Annotated in this window: 12 protein-coding genes; 4 read left to right on the top strand and 8 right to left on the bottom strand. The window is 58.1% G+C overall.

What is annotated here, in order from left to right; genetic code table 11:
- Positions 1 to 69: 69 nt before the first annotated feature.
- The 8 genes from G3M63_RS05830 to thiI form a co-directional block, all read right to left on the bottom strand.
- A complete protein-coding gene (locus tag G3M63_RS05830) occupies positions 70 to 1404 on the bottom strand; it encodes an META domain-containing protein (RefSeq protein WP_163982135.1) in 1335 nt (444 codons plus the stop codon).
- A gap of 133 nt (positions 1405 to 1537) precedes the next feature.
- A complete protein-coding gene (locus G3M63_RS05825) occupies positions 1538 to 2074 on the bottom strand; it encodes a DUF924 family protein (RefSeq protein WP_163982134.1) in 537 nt (178 codons plus the stop codon).
- Positions 2075 to 2214: 140 nt separating this feature from the next.
- Positions 2215 to 2736: a superoxide dismutase family protein gene (gene sodC, locus G3M63_RS05820; RefSeq protein ID WP_150302104.1), complete on the bottom strand. Its 522-nt coding sequence runs from the start codon at positions 2734 to 2736 to the stop codon at positions 2215 to 2217.
- Positions 2737 to 2814: 78 nt separating this feature from the next.
- The gene (locus tag G3M63_RS05815) at positions 2815 to 3270 is read right to left on the bottom strand and encodes a VOC family protein (RefSeq protein ID WP_163982133.1); all 456 of its coding nucleotides are present in this window, start codon (positions 3268 to 3270) and stop codon (positions 2815 to 2817) included.
- A gap of 150 nt (positions 3271 to 3420) precedes the next feature.
- The gene (locus G3M63_RS05810; protein ID WP_150302102.1) at positions 3421 to 3672 is read right to left on the bottom strand and encodes a GlsB/YeaQ/YmgE family stress response membrane protein; all 252 of its coding nucleotides are present in this window, start codon (positions 3670 to 3672) and stop codon (positions 3421 to 3423) included.
- 137 nt (positions 3673 to 3809) lie between these two features.
- Positions 3810 to 5318, bottom strand: a complete 1509-nt coding sequence (locus G3M63_RS05805; protein WP_163982132.1) for an RICIN domain-containing protein — start codon at positions 5316 to 5318, stop codon at positions 3810 to 3812.
- 523 nt (positions 5319 to 5841) lie between these two features.
- Positions 5842 to 7653, bottom strand: a complete 1812-nt coding sequence (gene typA, locus G3M63_RS05800) for a translational GTPase TypA (protein ID WP_163982131.1) — start codon at positions 7651 to 7653, stop codon at positions 5842 to 5844.
- 141 nt (positions 7654 to 7794) lie between these two features.
- Complete coding sequence (thiI, locus tag G3M63_RS05795) at positions 7795 to 9252, bottom strand: tRNA uracil 4-sulfurtransferase ThiI (RefSeq protein WP_163982130.1); 1458 nt, start codon at positions 9250 to 9252, stop codon at positions 7795 to 7797.
- Positions 9253 to 9827: 575 nt separating this feature from the next.
- Here thiI and glnA point away from each other — a divergent pair.
- The 4 genes from glnA to ntrC all read left to right on the top strand — a co-directional run bounded on the left by glnA (position 9828) and on the right by ntrC (position 14820).
- Positions 9828 to 11231 carry a glutamate--ammonia ligase gene (glnA, locus tag G3M63_RS05790; protein ID WP_150302098.1) on the top strand — a complete coding sequence of 468 codons (1404 nt, stop codon included), beginning with the start codon at positions 9828 to 9830 and terminating at the stop codon, positions 11229 to 11231.
- A gap of 143 nt (positions 11232 to 11374) precedes the next feature.
- Positions 11375 to 12016 carry a DUF4124 domain-containing protein gene (locus G3M63_RS05785; protein ID WP_163982129.1) on the top strand — a complete coding sequence of 214 codons (642 nt, stop codon included), beginning with the start codon at positions 11375 to 11377 and terminating at the stop codon, positions 12014 to 12016.
- A 297-nt stretch (positions 12017 to 12313) separates the two neighbouring features.
- A complete protein-coding gene (glnL, locus tag G3M63_RS05780) occupies positions 12314 to 13393 on the top strand; it encodes a nitrogen regulation protein NR(II) (RefSeq protein WP_256669957.1) in 1080 nt (359 codons plus the stop codon).
- Positions 13390 to 14820 (top strand): nitrogen regulation protein NR(I), encoded by a 1431-nt coding sequence (ntrC, locus tag G3M63_RS05775; RefSeq protein ID WP_163982127.1) that lies wholly within the window; start codon positions 13390 to 13392, stop codon positions 14818 to 14820. Before glnL ends, ntrC begins: the two co-directional genes overlap by 4 nt.
- Positions 14821 to 14999: the final 179 nt, after the last annotated feature.

Here is a 14999-nt window from a genome sequence, read left to right as displayed (position 1 = left end):
GCATGGGGATCAGCGCACACCCGATGCGACGCCGCGTTGACTCCCGATAACGGCAACCCGCAAACCGTTTTAGCGCATTCTTGCCGTCAGCGATTCGCCTTCCGCAGTAAGCAGAACCAGCGCATCCTGTTCGTTGAACCTGAATTGCTGCACACGCTGCAGCATATCGAGAAAGCGATGTTCCTGCTCCATTAATGCCGGCGGGCAGGCTTTTTTAGTGCTGATTACGTCCCCCACCACCAGCGCTTCTGTGGTCAATTCATACTCGGCCGAGTAGTTATTGCAGGACGCCTGTCCCGCCAGTCGATCATTATGCAAAAAGGCCAACTCGACCCGCGAGCCATCGATAATCCCTCCGCCGTTGATATCCTCAACAACCCACTCAGCGCCCTGCAGCAAGCGCGCTGGGTCTCCGCCACAACCCTGCAACGCCTCTCCATCAACTGTCAGGGAAACCTCGCGCGGGTACGGCATCGCGGTCATGCTGTCGTAACAGATGCTGCGATGGGCGGTCAGGCGTAACCCGTGATCACTGCCCTCCTGGCCGGCTTCGATGGTCACGCCCTCGCTATTGTCGTCAATGATCTGGTACGGCGCTGTGAATTCCTGATCCTGATCGGGACGCTGCCAGGTCAATTCGCCGTTCTCCAGCCGCACATGCCAGGCCGGCTCGTTGCCAGAGGCGAGGAATGGTTTGGGCAGCGCTCCCGGGGGCACGCATTCGGGGTAAGCTTTGCCTTGGAGTGTCAGCAAGGCGCTGTTCCCGCGGCTCCAGAAACGCGTCGCAGGGTCCCCTTCAGCCTCGAACCGGGCGCCAGCATGCGTCTCAACCGGGAGCAATATGTATTCGTCGTCTGCCACCTCGAGAATCAGATCATCGCCTTCATAACCAACGCTGATCTGAGCCTGCCCACAGGACAGGATGCTGGAGAAGGCTGCCTCTCGATGCGGTAGCAGTACCAACTCACCGAGGTTGATTTCCTCCGCTGTTGGGCCGATCTCCACGGGTTCGGCCAACCAGGTGGCCCGTTCACCTTCCATGATCATGGCGCGTAACTGATAGGCATCGGCGCGCTGCAATTGCTCGGGGTCGACCTCGAGCACAAAATGCACGGGGACGTTACGGCCGATCAGATCGATGCGCTGGCGGGCCAGAACACTTTCCGGCTCAGTTTCACCCGGCGCTGCGTAGCGCAGCTCGATCACAGCCTGACTTTCCGGTTGCAGGGCCGTGCGCGCCTGATAGGTCAGGTCGCCTGTGATGCGCAACATCTGCGTCTGTTCATCCCCCGCCGGAGAGGCGTCAACGGGGGGCGTTTGAGCAGGCGCGGGCGAGTCATCGCTACAGCCGGTCAACATGGACAGCGAGACACTCATGAGCATGGCAGATAGCAGATACCGCATTAATGGACTCCTCTGATGGCATCCCGTCAGACTGCCACATCCCTCACCGCGTTCACAGCACAGCAATCAGGGGCAGAGTCAACTGACCCGCCACCAGCGATTCACGAAGTCAAATCAGAAGGCAGCAACGGGATCAGAAGCTGGAGCCCGGCTGTTTGAGAAAGGCGATTTCGGCATCAGTGGACGGGCGACCCAACGCCGCGTTGCGATGAGGGTAGCGACCGAAACGCTCAAGAATCTCCTTGTGGCGCTGCTCAACGCGAAAACTGGTCTCCAGGCCTTCGGTTGAAAACAATCGCATTGCCTGCTCATGGAGCACTAACGATTCACTGTGCATGAACGGCATATACATAAAACCACGTTGCTCGACAGGTAGTTCACGGTCGGCGCCTGCGGCAATGGCCTCCTGCGCCAGCACCAGAGCCATGCCATCCCAGGCGAACGCCTGGGGGCGGTCGCGGTAGATATTTCGCGAGAACTGATCCAGCACTATGATCTCTGCCAGCCGGCCCTCGGCACTCTCGCGCCAGCTAAAGAGCTCGCCGCGAGTAGCCTGCCCGTGCACCGCGCCAAAGCGGTCAACGATGAGCCGGTCAAGTTGCGGATCTTTCTTCCACCACATCGCTGGCTTGAGTTCGTTGAACCAGAAATTCAGAACATTGGAGTACATACGCTCATGCTCATCAGTAAGAACTGCCCCGCTGCTGGTATCACGCCAATAGTCACACGCCTCGAACTTCACAATATGAAGCTGGCGGGACGCTCGGTCCTGCCAGCATCAGGCTCAGAAAGCCGCGACAATGTCTGCGCCTAGATCACGCCGCAGGCAATCCGCTTCCCGCCACCACCAAGAGGCTGGGGCTCGTCAGAATGATTGTCACCTCCAGCATGAATCATGAGCGCACGACCTTTGATTTCTTCCAGCGTTTTGATTCGCGGCGCGAGAACCGGGTAATGGGCATTGCCATCATCGCCGACATACAGCGCCGGCAGGTCACCCAAGTGGCCTTGACCATAGGGCCCGTCATGCTCGCCCTTGTCGTCTGGATCGAAATGACCACCGGCCGACTTGGCTGCCACGTTCTCGCCCTCGCTCATGGCCGGCTCACAGTTTCCTGTTTCATGTACATGGAAGCCATGAATCCCGGCGGGCAGTGAATTCAACTTGGGGGTGAAGACCAAACCATGTTCGGTTTCATTGATAGTTATCTGACCAACGAATTCGCCTACTCCATCGCTGCTGACCTGGTTCATGGTGACTTCGCTGGACGCAGCCTGGACAGTCCCTACGGACATCGCCGCACCCAATGCCAGCCAATGAATTGCTCTCATAATGTCTCCTTTGTTTGCTTGGTCGAGCTTTAAAGCTCGGTTATGCATCGTTTCTATCTATTCCGCCGCCCCAGCGTTTCAGGAAGCCTGCGACGACCATGCTGAGGCAGTGGCTTGCTCTTCAGTAAAACCACGGCATACCGCCGCCAGTTTGTTGCCATCCGGATCGCGAACATAGGCCGCAAAAAAGTCATCCGCGTAGTGCGGACGCAGCCCCGGTTCACCCTCACTGGTGCCACCGTTATCCAGCGCCGCCTGGTAAAACGCCCGTACGGCGCTCCAGCTATCAGCTTTCAGCGCAACCATGGTGCCGTTACCAACCGTGGCAGCACCTCCATCGAAGGGTCTGCACAGCCACAACGCCAGCTCCGTTGCGCCCTCCTGTTCGTATACACCCCAGCCGACGATATCTTCCCATCCCGCTTCGTCCTGAGATCCACCACAACGGGAGATACCGAGCGGAGCAAGGGCCTGGTCGTAAAAGCGCGCCGAGCGCTCCAGGTCGCTACTGCCAAGTGTGATATAGGTGAACATGGAATGTCCTGCCTTTCGCCTGCCTGACAATACAGCCTAGTTCAGTTTAGCCAGCTGATACGCGGGAAACTCGACAGCCAGCTCAAAATCGCAGCAGGCCCTGAAACGAAACAGGGCTGCGCGAAGGCAGCCCTGTTGTTCTACTCATGCTTAATCCTTACCACGGGTCACCATGCCGTAAATCACCAGCAGGATGATCGCACCAATGACCGCACCAATGAATCCTGCGCCTTCTCCAGCCTCGTAAAGCCCCAGCGCCTGCCCGCCATAGGTCGCCAGGAGAGAACCGCCGATACCGAGCAGAATGGTCATGATCCAACCCATACTGTCGTTGCCCGGTTTGAGAAAACGGGCGATCAGGCCCACGATAAGGCCAATGATGATCGTACCGATAATACCCATGGATATACCTCCTCTGGTCTCAAGCGCAAACATTGCGTAACGCTTGAGACCAGAGAGGTGCAACTCAGTTCGCTAACGACAGGGTCGGCATAAACAACGCCGCGCCTTGTTCGAGCGATGCGGTCGGCATTGCAGGGCTAAAACTGGCAGCGACCCGCCCCGGCATTGGCCATCACATGGCTCTTGACCTGACTGGTCGGCAGCAGATCATAGCGATAAGGTGGCGTGTAACTGACAGCAGCGCCGGGGTTCGGACCGGCAATACTGCAATCGGAGCCATCCTGCCAGGTCACGTTGTTGAACTGATTGTTGCGAGCATCCCAGAAGCCGATCTGGCTGCTGTAACAGGAAACAATCGGGTTCCTGGCGTTCTCGAAGACGTTGTTGTCGATCCGCACCCGGTTACCCATGCGGGTATTGATACCGGTATCCAGAATCCGGCTGTAGTAGTTGTTGTAGATATGCGTCTGGCCGAAGCGCAACAAGGGCGCGCGGGAGTAGACGTTATCGAAGTGGTTGAAAGCAAAGGTAATGCGACGGTCATCCTCGCTGCTGTCACTGTGGCCCCAGAGCGAAGTTTTCCAGCTGTCGCGAAAGATGTTGTACGACAGGGTGACGTGGCTGACGTCGAGCTTGCCGTCAATCAGGCTGTCGTAGTAATCCTTGTCCACGTCCAGCGTGTTGTAGAAGGTATTGTGGTCGACCCAGACGTTGCGCACCGGCCGCGTACCATCAAGCTCGATACCGTCACCACTGCCGTCGCGAACGTGATGAATGCTCAGGTTACGGATAATGATGTTGCTTGAGCCCCTTACCAGCAGCCCGCGCCCGTCCAGTACGCCGCGGTTGCCAACACCGGTAATCGACAGGTTACCGGTATCCTTGATATCAAACCGGTTTACCCCGGAGTTGCCCGCATTGATGGTGCCGTTGACGCGGATAACGGTACGGTGCGACTTGTTGCTCTTCCATGCATTGGTGTGATTGCTGATAGCCGCGGACAGCTCACGTCCGGTGCTGACCGTCACTTCCTGACCGCCGGCCCCACCGGTAGTGCCGTTACCCTGCGCGGCAAAGCCCGGCGGGCTGGAAAGGCAGGCCGTTGCGCCGGGCGTGCCGCCGCCACCGGTATCGCCAACCGCGCGAAACTCCCACTGCTGGTTCACACCGCCAGTATCAGTCCACTGGCGAATATCACCGCCACCGCGCGTGCTCCACTCCCACACATCCAGTGCCAAGCCACTGTGCCGCGAGATAATCTTGTGGTGGCGATCGCCGGCTTCCTTGATCTCCCATTGCTGGTTATAGCCTTGTGTAAAGGACCACTGGCGTATATCACCTCCAGGCTCGGTACTGAATTCATACACATCCAGCGATTTCGTGCTGTGCGCCGGACGGATCGAATAAAAACCGTTGCCCAGATTATCCACGTCGAATTGCTGGTTAGCCGCACCGTTCAGATTGCTCTGTATGACGTTGGCGCCATCGGTATTGCTGTTCCCCTCTACCGCAAGCGCCAGCCCACTGTGGCGCGAGACGATGGTATAGCGACCGTCTTCAACCTCCGCATGCGCGGCGGCAGAAATAAGCAGACTGAGCAGCAGCAGACCCGGCCGTTGTAATCGATGGGTATTAATAAGAGGCATGGAAAGTCTCCAGTCAGGTGAGTTGGGTGCGCTACTGCCCGGTCAACCGGTTGCCGCTACGCGCGTGCTGGCGGTTATCTCTGCTCCCGGCTCCGGTGTCGGCACCGGATTGGCCGAAAGCATCATGGTCCCGGGCAAAACAGGGAGACCGGACCCGGCAGTCACTGGCTCCGGGGCGGCTAAAATAAAGGTGGGTGCGACGAGGGCCGCGAGCAAACGGAGGGCTGAGCATGGTGGCATTGTTGGCTTCCTGATTGTGTCCCGGCCAGGGTGCAGTAACCCTAGTCGGCGCGCTCAGAAAGGCATAACGCCAAAACCTGAAAAAGCGGGGCAGTTCGCAAACCCAATCGGGTGGGCAGCCGCCGCAGGCCAGCCCTTTCACACAAATGGGTTAAGTCGTTGATCTATATGTGAATTGACCACTACCCGAGAAGCATGATGTGGTATTCATCTCCGCGCAAAAGCGGACGAGCAGACACAAAAAACCCGCCGGAGTGGCGGGTTCTTTGATCAGCGTAAAGCCTTAGCCCTTGCTGGCGCGCTTGCGCAGGTTCTCGTCGAGAATCTTCTTGCGCAGGCGAATCGACTTCGGCGTGACCTCGACCAGCTCGTCATCATCAATGAACTCCAGCGCCTGTTCGAGGGTGAAGCGGATCGGCGGAACCAGTGCAATGGTCTCGTCCTTGCCGGAAGCGCGCATGTTGTCGAGCTTCTTGCCCTTGGTGGGGTTGATCACCAGATCGTTGTCACGGCTATGGATGCCGGCCAGCTGACCTTCATAGATCTCATCACCCGGTGCAAGAAACAGCTTGCCGCGGCTCTGCAGGGTTTCCAGCGAATAGGTCAGCGCCTTGCCCGAAGCCATGGAGACCAGCACACCGCTCTGACGCTGGCCGACTTCACCACTCTTGATCGGACCGTAATGACTGAAGGTAGAGGTCAGAATACCGCTGCCCGAGGTCATGGTCAGGAAGGAGTTACGGAAACCGATCAGCCCGCGTGCCGGTACGGTGTACTCGAGACGGATACGGCCCTTGCCATCCGGAACCATGTTGCTCAGGTCGCCTTTACGCAGACCCATCTGCTCCATCACCGGACCCTGGTGAATTTCTTCGATATCGATGGTGACGTTTTCGTACGGCTCCTGCTTCTCGCCGTCGATTTCCTTGATAACCACTTCCGGACGGCCTACGGCCAGCTCGAAGCCTTCACGACGCATGGTTTCAATCAGTACCGACAGGTGCAGTTCGCCACGACCGGAAACCTTGAACTTGTCAGCGTCATCGCCCTGCTCAACACGCAGCGCAACGTTGTGCAGCAGTTCCTTTTCCAGACGCTCCTTGATGTTGCGGCTGGTAACGAACTTGCCTTCCTTACCGCAGAAGGGTGAATCGTTGACCTGGAACGTCATCGAGACGGTCGGCTCGTCGACTGACAACGGTGGCAGCGCTTCGACATTGTTCATGTCGCACAGCGTGTCGGAAATATACAGCTCGTCCATACCACTGACGCAGACGATATCGCCAGCCTGAGCCTGATCGACTTCAACGCGCTGCAGACCCGAGTGACCCATGATCTTCAGGATCCGGCCCTGGCGCTTCTTGCCATCGGCACCAATGGCGATAACCGGCGTGTTGGTCTTGACGGTGCCGCGGGCGATACGACCGATACCGATTACACCCAGGAAGCTGTTGTAGTCCAGCTGGGAGATCTGCATCTGGAACGGGCCGTTAACGTCAACATCAGGCGCCGGAACGTGGTCGACGATTGCCTGGAACAGCGCATCCATGTCGTCGTCCATATTCTCGTGGTCCAGACCGGCGATCCCGTTCAGGGCGCTGGCGTACACGATAGGGAAGTCCAACTGCTCATCGGTAGCGCCGAGGTTATCAAACAGATCGAAGATCTGGTCGACGACCCAGTCGGCACGCGCGCCGGGACGGTCAATCTTGTTGATGACCACAATCGGGCGCAGACCCGCCTTGAATGCTTTCTGGGTAACGAAACGCGTCTGCGGCATGGGACCATCCTGCGCGTCAACCACCAGCAGCACGGAGTCGACCATGCTCATTACGCGTTCTACTTCGCCACCGAAATCGGCGTGGCCGGGGGTGTCGACGATATTGATGTCGTAGCCATTCCATTTCAGAGCGGTGTTCTTCGCCAGAATGGTGATACCGCGCTCTTTTTCCTGGTCATTGCTGTCCATCACGCGCTCGTTCTCGAGCTCCTTACGGTCCAGGGTGCCGGACAGACGCAGCAGCTTATCGACCAATGTGGTCTTGCCGTGGTCGACGTGGGCAATGATGGCTATGTTACGGAGATTCTCGATCACTATGGACGTCCTGGGAAATGCGCGGCAGTTCGCCGGCTTATAAAAATGAGGGGGGCATTATACAGAGACAGCCGTGACAGTGTATGTTTTTTGTACGAAACACCGCCACGCGCTATTTTTCGAACCGTCTGCAGCTCTCGCTCAGACCTTGGGCAATCGTAGCACACGGATGTTGCCATGCCCCGCATCGAGCAGATACTGAGCGTGCAGCTGGCTCATTACGCCCTTGTCGCAGTACAGGAGATAAGCGCGCGAAGCGTCCAGTTCGGAGAAGCGGCTGTTCAACGTATAGAACGGAACGTGCATGACCTCAACGCCCGACAGTTGTAGCGGATTGAGCTCCTGCTCGTCCGGCGCACGGATATCCAGCACTACCTGACCGGGCAGCGCCTGGCTTACCAGCTCCACGGCGTCGGCTCCCTCGAGGTCCAGTTCAAGCTCGCTGCAATCGGTATAGCGAGCATTCTTTACCGCCTCGTCGAGAATCGCGAAATCGAACCCGGCTTCAGCCTCGGCCACCTTCGCCGGCGTCGTGCGGATCGCCGGATTGACCGAGATCACCCCGCAATACTCCGGCATGCTGCTGGAAAAGGCTTCGGTACCGATGCGCCGCGCCGTATCGATAATGTCCATCTTGCTGCTGGTAATCAGCGGACGCAGCACCAGCAGATCGCTGACCTGATCGATCACCGCCAGATTCGGCAGGGTCTGGCTGGCCACCTGCGAAATGGCCTCGCCAGTGACAAGGGCGTTCAAATCCAGTCGCCAGGCGATGCGGTTGGACGCTCGCAGCATCATGCGCTTGAGCACAACACCCATCTGGCTGTTCTCCACGTTTTGCAACAGCTCCGCCACCACACCCTCGAACGGAACGCTGATAAACCGCAGGCGATGGCTGGCGGCGTAGCGTTCCCACAAATAATGCGCTACCTGCCGTACGCCCAGCTCGTGGGCGCGGCCACCGAGATTGAAGAAGACGAAATGTGGCAGAAGCCCGCGCTGCAGCATCTGATAACTGGCGACAGTGGAATCGAAGCCACCGGAAAGCAGGCTGAGCACCGGCTCCAGCGTCCCCAGTGGAAACCCGCCCATCCCTTCATGGCGCGCCTGGATTAGCCACACCCGGTTGTCCCGAATCTCCATTTTTACTGCGATCTCGGGTGCCTTGAGCGATACGCCCGCCGCACCGCAACGCAACATCAGCTGCTCGCCAACCAGCCGCGCTGCGTCCTGGGAGCTGAATGAATGCCGTCCCACACGCTTGCAGCGCACTGCAAAAGTGCGTCCACGAACCTGCTCTCCAAAGCAGGCGATACACAGCTCCGCCAGCTCCTCAAGTGTGCCCAGCGGGTAATCACGCACCTCAAGCAGATGGGCGATACCCGGCGTATTACACAGGCGCTCGATACATTGCTGCTGCAGGGCCGGATCATCACCGAGAATCACTTCAAGACTGTCCCAGGAACCAGCCACCCGCGCAGCAGGATCGATCGCCGCGAGCAGCACCCGGACGTTAGTCTTGAGCTGGTGCACGAATCGCTTGCGCACCTGGCGCGTCTTGATGGTGATTTCGGGAAAGAACTTGATAATCAGTTTCATGGGCAGCTACAACCAGGCAAAGCGCAGCATTATACGCGCTTACCGGGGGTTGATGGGGCGTTGAGCGTCGAACGGCGGGGCTGGAAGCTGGAAGCTGGAAGCTGGAAGCTGGAAGCTGGAAGCTGGAAGGGTTAGGTCGGAGTTGTTGGTTGATTGTTGCGCTTGCTCCGCCAGCGATGGTCAATTTATGAAGCGACCGTTGGCGCAAACAGCACGACAGCTGCGAAGTGTGGACAGGTCTTTCGACTCACCCGGCTGATGGCCGGACCTCACCTGCCAACGCAAGGTTCGACCTTCCAGCCTGAAGCCTACGCTTCCAGCTTCCGCCTCCAGCCGCGCGACAATCTGCACCATTTTTGATCACTAACGTGCTTTACTGCACTCTTATTGCGCAGCGCAACGGCACCTTTTTGCACCAAAAGCCGCGCTACTGCTCTATCATGCTCATTTCAGCGTGCACTTAGAAATGGCACAGCTTTTGCTACCTTGTAGCTCAGCGGATGCGGGAACTGAATTCCGCTCGAATTTGAAGATCCGGGCGAGACGCCCGGGCAAATGTTTCTTTGGAGGAAACCATGTCGAAAGCGATGCAACTGATCCAGGAATTTGACGTGAAGTGGGTCGATCTACGCTTCACGGATACAAAGGGCAAGCAACACCACGTAACCATGCCGGCCCGCGATGTAAAGGATGACTTCTTTGAAGAAGGCAAGATGTTCGACGGCTCCTCCATCGCTGGCTGGAAGGGAATCGAAGCTTCCGACATGATTCTGATGCCTGATGACGAAACCTCGGTCCTCGACCCTTTTACCGAAGAGCCGACCCTGATCATCGTCTGCGACATCATCGAGCCGTCCACCATGCAGGGTTATGAGCGCGATCCGCGCAGCATCGCCCGGCGTGCCGAGGAGTATCTGAAGTCCACCGGCATCGGCGATACCGTTTTTGTCGGCCCGGAGCCCGAGTTCTTCGTGTTTGACGAAGTGAAGTTCAAGTCCGACATGTCAGGCTCCATGTTCAAGATCTTCTCCGAGCAGGCGGGCTGGAACACTGACGCCGACTACGAAACCGGTAACAAGGGTCACCGTCCCGCTACCAAGGGCGGCTACTTCCCGGTGCCGCCGGTTGATCACGACCACGAAATCCGTACCGCCATGTGTAACGCCATGGAAGAAATGGGCCTGGTCATCGAAGTACACCACCACGAAGTAGCCACCGCTGGCCAGAACGAGATCGGTGTGCAGTTCAACACGCTGGTGCACAAGGCTGACGAAGTACAGACTCTGAAATACTGCGTGCATAACGTGGCGGATGCCTTCGGCAAGACTGCTACCTTCATGCCCAAGCCGCTGTATGGCGATAACGGATCCGGCATGCACGTGCACATGTCGATCTCCAAGGATGGCAAGAACACCTTCGCAGGTGAGGGCTATTCCGGTCTGTCCGATACTGCGCTGTTCTTCATCGGCGGTATCATCAAGCATGGCAAGTCATTGAACGCGTTCACCAACCCGTCGACCAACTCCTATAAGCGTCTGGTTCCGGGCTTCGAAGCACCGGTCATGCTGGCCTACTCGGCTCGCAACCGTTCCGCGTCGATCCGCATTCCCTATGTCTCCAGCCCGAAAGCGCGTCGTATCGAAGCACGCTTCCCTGATCCGGCTGCCAACCCCTACCTGGCCTTTGCTGCACTGTTGATGGCTGGCCTGGATGGCATCCAGAACAAGATTCACCCTGGCGACGCTGCAGACAAGAACCTGTATGACCTGCCGCCGGAAGAAGCGCAGCAGATTCCGCAGGTCTGTGGCAGCCTGAAGGAGGCACTCGAGGCGCTTAGCGGCGACCGCGAGTATCTGACCAAGGGCGGCGTATTCACCGATGAACTGATCGATGCGTTCATCGAACTGAAAGCGGCAGAAGAGCTGAAAGTGCGCACTTTCGTTCATCCGCTCGAATACGACCTGTACTACAGCGTCTGATCGATTGCAGACATGCAGGAGGGCGTCCGTTTGGACGCCCTTTTTTTTCGTCTGTCAGCAACTGTGACATAGCAACTTGCCAGCCACCCCGCGGAGTGCAACTCTAGGGTCTGCCCAAGGGTAATCCACAGGAGTGAAGCAGCATGTTTCGCATATCGATTCTGGCCAGCATGATCTTGCTGGCGCTATACGCTGGCAGCCTTTCAGCCCAGGTCTATTCGTGGACCGACGAAAACGGCAACCGTGTTTTCTCCGATCAGCCTCACCCGAAGGCAGACAGCATTGATCTGGGGCCGGTGAATACCATCGAGCCACCATCACCCTCAGCGATGGAATGGCAAAACGACCGGGACCGTTCGCAGACGTCCGGACAGCAATCCCAGACGGTTTACCAGCGCCTGGCGATTACCTCACCCACACATGATCAGGCCGTTCGCGCCAACGACGGTACGTTAAGTCTTACCGTGGAGACCAACCCACCGCTGAGCAGCAACCACCTGCTACGTGCAGAAGTGGATGGCAAACTTGCCGAAGAGGCGGTACCCGGAAACGGCAATGCAGCCCATCAGCTGCAGATCAACGAGCTGGATCGGGGCAGCCACACGGTCACCGCTGTCGTCGTTAACGCTCGAGGCGAAATCATCCAGCGCAGCGACCCGCTGCGGATTCACATCCAACGCACCTCGCTCAACCAGCCTGGCCGCGCCAACGCCAATCAGGCGCCGCGTGCTCCCGCCGCGCCACGCGCACCTAACGTCCCCGCCCCCAGCCGATCGGGTAACTGAAACAGAACACCCACCCTACAGGTGCGCACCTGTTTGGTGCACACTTGTCATTTCAATGCCCATCTCAACAGCATCATCGACTCGCCTGGACCAACCCGGCCACATGGGGTGCAGGGTTCTGGTGCGTTGCCATCCATTCAGGCGAACAGTGGATTGATCGACGGCTCCATAAACGGGCCTTTTTTGAGGGTATGGTCTGAAATGTAGCCTTCCCACTGTTTATCCGCCCTCATTTGTGAGCAGTGCTCCAGGGTGGTTCGCTTTTTGCATTTATCTGATCAAACAATGGGGACCACTATGCTGCCAGACCGAATTCAGATTCTCGAAAACCTCACCACTGCAGTCGTTTTGTTGGACGACCAGCTGTGCCTCGGTTATCTGAACCCGGCTGCGGAGATGCTGCTGGAGGTAAGCGGTCAGCGGCTTCAGCAGCAGCCCGTCGGGGATTTCTTTCATGACCGTGCCTCAGCGCTGGCTTCCCTGCATGATGCGCTGGACAACATGCACGCTTTCACCAAACGCGAAGCCCAGCTCAGCCTGAACAACGGCAACAGCCTGGTGGTGGACTATACGGTGACTCCGCTTGCCGCGGCCGGGTATAACTGGATCCTGATGGAAGTGCACCCCCGGGACCGCTTGCTGCGCATCACCAAGGAAGAAGCCCAACTGGCCAAGCAGGAAGTCACCAAGGTACTGGTGCGCGGCCTCGCCCACGAGATCAAGAACCCGCTGGGCGGCATTCGTGGCGCAGCGCAGCTGCTTGCCCGTGAGCTGCCCAGCCAATCACTGCGCGACTATACCGACGTCATCATTGAAGAAGCTGACCGTCTGCGTAACCTGGTCGACCGTATGCTTGGCCCCTACCGCCCGCCGAGCCTGCAACCCCTGAACATCCACGAGATCACCGAGCGGGTTGCTCATCTGATACAGGCCGAAACCCATGGGCAGATCGATCTGCAGCGTGACTACGATCCGAGCATTCCCGAACTCATGGGTGACCGCGAACAGCTTATCCAGGCAGTGTTGAATATCGTGCGCAATGCCATGCAGGCGATCACCGAAAATGGCCAGGTTGAGCAGGGCCGCATCATCCTGCAGACCCGGGCACTGCGACAGTTCACCATCGGCCACAAGCGCCACCGGCTAGTCTGCCACCTGCGCGTAATCGATAACGGGCCGGGCATTCCGCCTGCACTGCTCGATAGTATTTTCTATCCCATGGTCAGCGGCCGTGCCGATGGCACGGGATTGGGCCTCTCCATCACGCAAAATATCATCAGCCAGCATCAGGGACTGATCGAGTGCGAGAGCTCACCCGGCCATACTCAATTCAACCTGTTCCTTCCGCTGGAACAACACCCGGAGACTAATGCATGAGCCGAGCCGAAAACGTCTGGATTGTTGATGATGACCGCTCAATACGCTGGGTTCTGGATAAGGCACTGCAGCAGGAAGGAATGGAGCCGGTCTGTTTTGACAGCGCCGACAGTGCGCTGGCCAGGCTGTCGCGCCAGCACCCGGACGTATTGATCAGCGATATCCGTATGCCCGGCACCAGTGGTCTGGATCTGCTGGCGCAGATTCGCGATCAGCACCCCAATGTTCCAGTCATCATCATGACGGCGCATTCCGATCTGGATAGCGCCGTGGCCTCCTACCAGGGCGGCGCATTCGAATATCTACCCAAGCCCTTCGATGTCGACGAAGCGGTAGCCCTGGTTCGACGCGCCCTCGCGCACAGCCGCGAACAGCAGAGTGCCGCGCAGGACACGACGCAGATGCGTACCCCGGAGATCATTGGCGAAGCGCCAGCGATGCAAGAGGTATTTCGGGCCATAGGACGCTTGTCCCATTCCAATATCACCGTGTTGATCAATGGCGAATCCGGGACCGGCAAGGAGTTGGTTGCCCATGCCCTGCACCGGCACAGCCCGCGCGCGCGCAACCCGTTCATCGCGCTGAATATGGCCGCAATTCCCAAGGATCTGATGGAGTCGGAGCTCTTCGGTCACGAAAAAGGCGCTTTTACCGGCGCCGCTGTACAACGTCGCGGGCGCTTCGAGCAGGCCGACGGCGGCACACTGTTTCTTGATGAAATCGGCGATATGCCAGCGGAAACCCAGACGCGGCTGTTGCGCGTACTGGCAGATGGTGAGTTCTACCGGGTCGGTGGTCACACCCCGATCAAGGTCGACGTTCGCATCATTGCCGCCACACACCAGAACCTGGAAGGTCTGGTCCAGGCAGGAAAATTCCGCGAAGACCTGTTCCACCGCCTGAACGTTATTCGCATTCATATTCCGAAGCTCGCCGAACGCAGCCAGGACATACCCACCCTGGCACAGCATTTTCTGGCCCGCGCCGCGCAGGAATTGTCAGTTGAACCCAAGGTTCTCACGGCACAGACCCAGGAATATTTGAGCACCCTACCCTGGCCAGGCAACGTCAGGCAGCTGGAAAATACCTGCCGCTGGATCACGGTTATGGCTTCAAGCCGTGAAGTCCTGATTGAAGACCTGCCGCCCGAGATGCTCACTCAGCACCAGGAAACGGTCGGGGACGACCACTGGGAGCTCAGCCTGCGCAACTGGGCCGATCAGGAGCTGGCCCGTGGCGTGACCAATCTACTGGATGCTGCAGTGCCGGCATTTGAAAAAATCATGATCGAAACCGCGCTGAAACATACCGCTGGCCGACGTCGGGACGCCGCGCAATTGCTCGGCTGGGGGCGCAATACCCTGACCCGCAAGATCAAGGAGCTGGGCATGAACAGCGAAGGCGCGGAAGAGGAGGAGATGGAATAGACATAGGAAGCTGGAAGCTGGAAGCTGGAAGCTGGAAGCTGGAAGCTGGAAGCTGGAAGCTGGAAGCTATGAGCTTGGGAATGCTGCTGGGTTGCACAAGCCTGCGATATGAATAATTTTTGATATGTGGCGGCTTGCTGCTGGTGACTTGGGCCGCATACACTGCCGTCCACTCCCCT

Origin of the sequence: Pseudomonas sp. OIL-1 (assembly GCF_010669185.1) — a bacterium.
In the GTDB taxonomy this organism is placed as follows: domain Bacteria; phylum Pseudomonadota; class Gammaproteobacteria; order Pseudomonadales; family Pseudomonadaceae; genus Halopseudomonas; species Halopseudomonas profundi.
Note: the sequence above shows the minus strand (reverse complement) of the source record. Positions and strands in the feature narration are given on the sequence as shown.

What these genes read in the sequence shown, in the direction of transcription:
- G3M63_RS05830 (WP_163982135.1), bottom strand. Translation starts at nt 1,404, where the DNA reads ATGCGGTATCTGCTATCTGCCATGCTCATGAGTGTCTCGCTGTCCATG.
- G3M63_RS05825 (WP_163982134.1), bottom strand. Translation starts at nt 2,074, where the DNA reads ATGTACTCCAATGTTCTGAATTTCTGGTTCAACGAACTCAAGCCAGCG.
- sodC (WP_150302104.1), bottom strand. Translation starts at nt 2,736, where the DNA reads ATGAGAGCAATTCATTGGCTGGCATTGGGTGCGGCGATGTCCGTAGGG.
- G3M63_RS05815 (WP_163982133.1), bottom strand. Translation starts at nt 3,270, where the DNA reads ATGTTCACCTATATCACACTTGGCAGTAGCGACCTGGAGCGCTCGGCG.
- G3M63_RS05810 (WP_150302102.1), bottom strand. Translation starts at nt 3,672, where the DNA reads ATGGGTATTATCGGTACGATCATCATTGGCCTTATCGTGGGCCTGATC.
- G3M63_RS05805 (WP_163982132.1), bottom strand. Translation starts at nt 5,318, where the DNA reads ATGCCTCTTATTAATACCCATCGATTACAACGGCCGGGTCTGCTGCTG.
- thiI (WP_163982130.1), bottom strand. Translation starts at nt 9,252, where the DNA reads ATGAAACTGATTATCAAGTTCTTTCCCGAAATCACCATCAAGACGCGC.
- glnA (WP_150302098.1), top strand. Translation starts at nt 9,828, where the DNA reads ATGTCGAAAGCGATGCAACTGATCCAGGAATTTGACGTGAAGTGGGTC.
- G3M63_RS05785 (WP_163982129.1), top strand. Translation starts at nt 11,375, where the DNA reads ATGTTTCGCATATCGATTCTGGCCAGCATGATCTTGCTGGCGCTATAC.
- glnL (WP_256669957.1), top strand. Translation starts at nt 12,314, where the DNA reads ATGCTGCCAGACCGAATTCAGATTCTCGAAAACCTCACCACTGCAGTC.
- ntrC (WP_163982127.1), top strand. Translation starts at nt 13,390, where the DNA reads ATGAGCCGAGCCGAAAACGTCTGGATTGTTGATGATGACCGCTCAATA.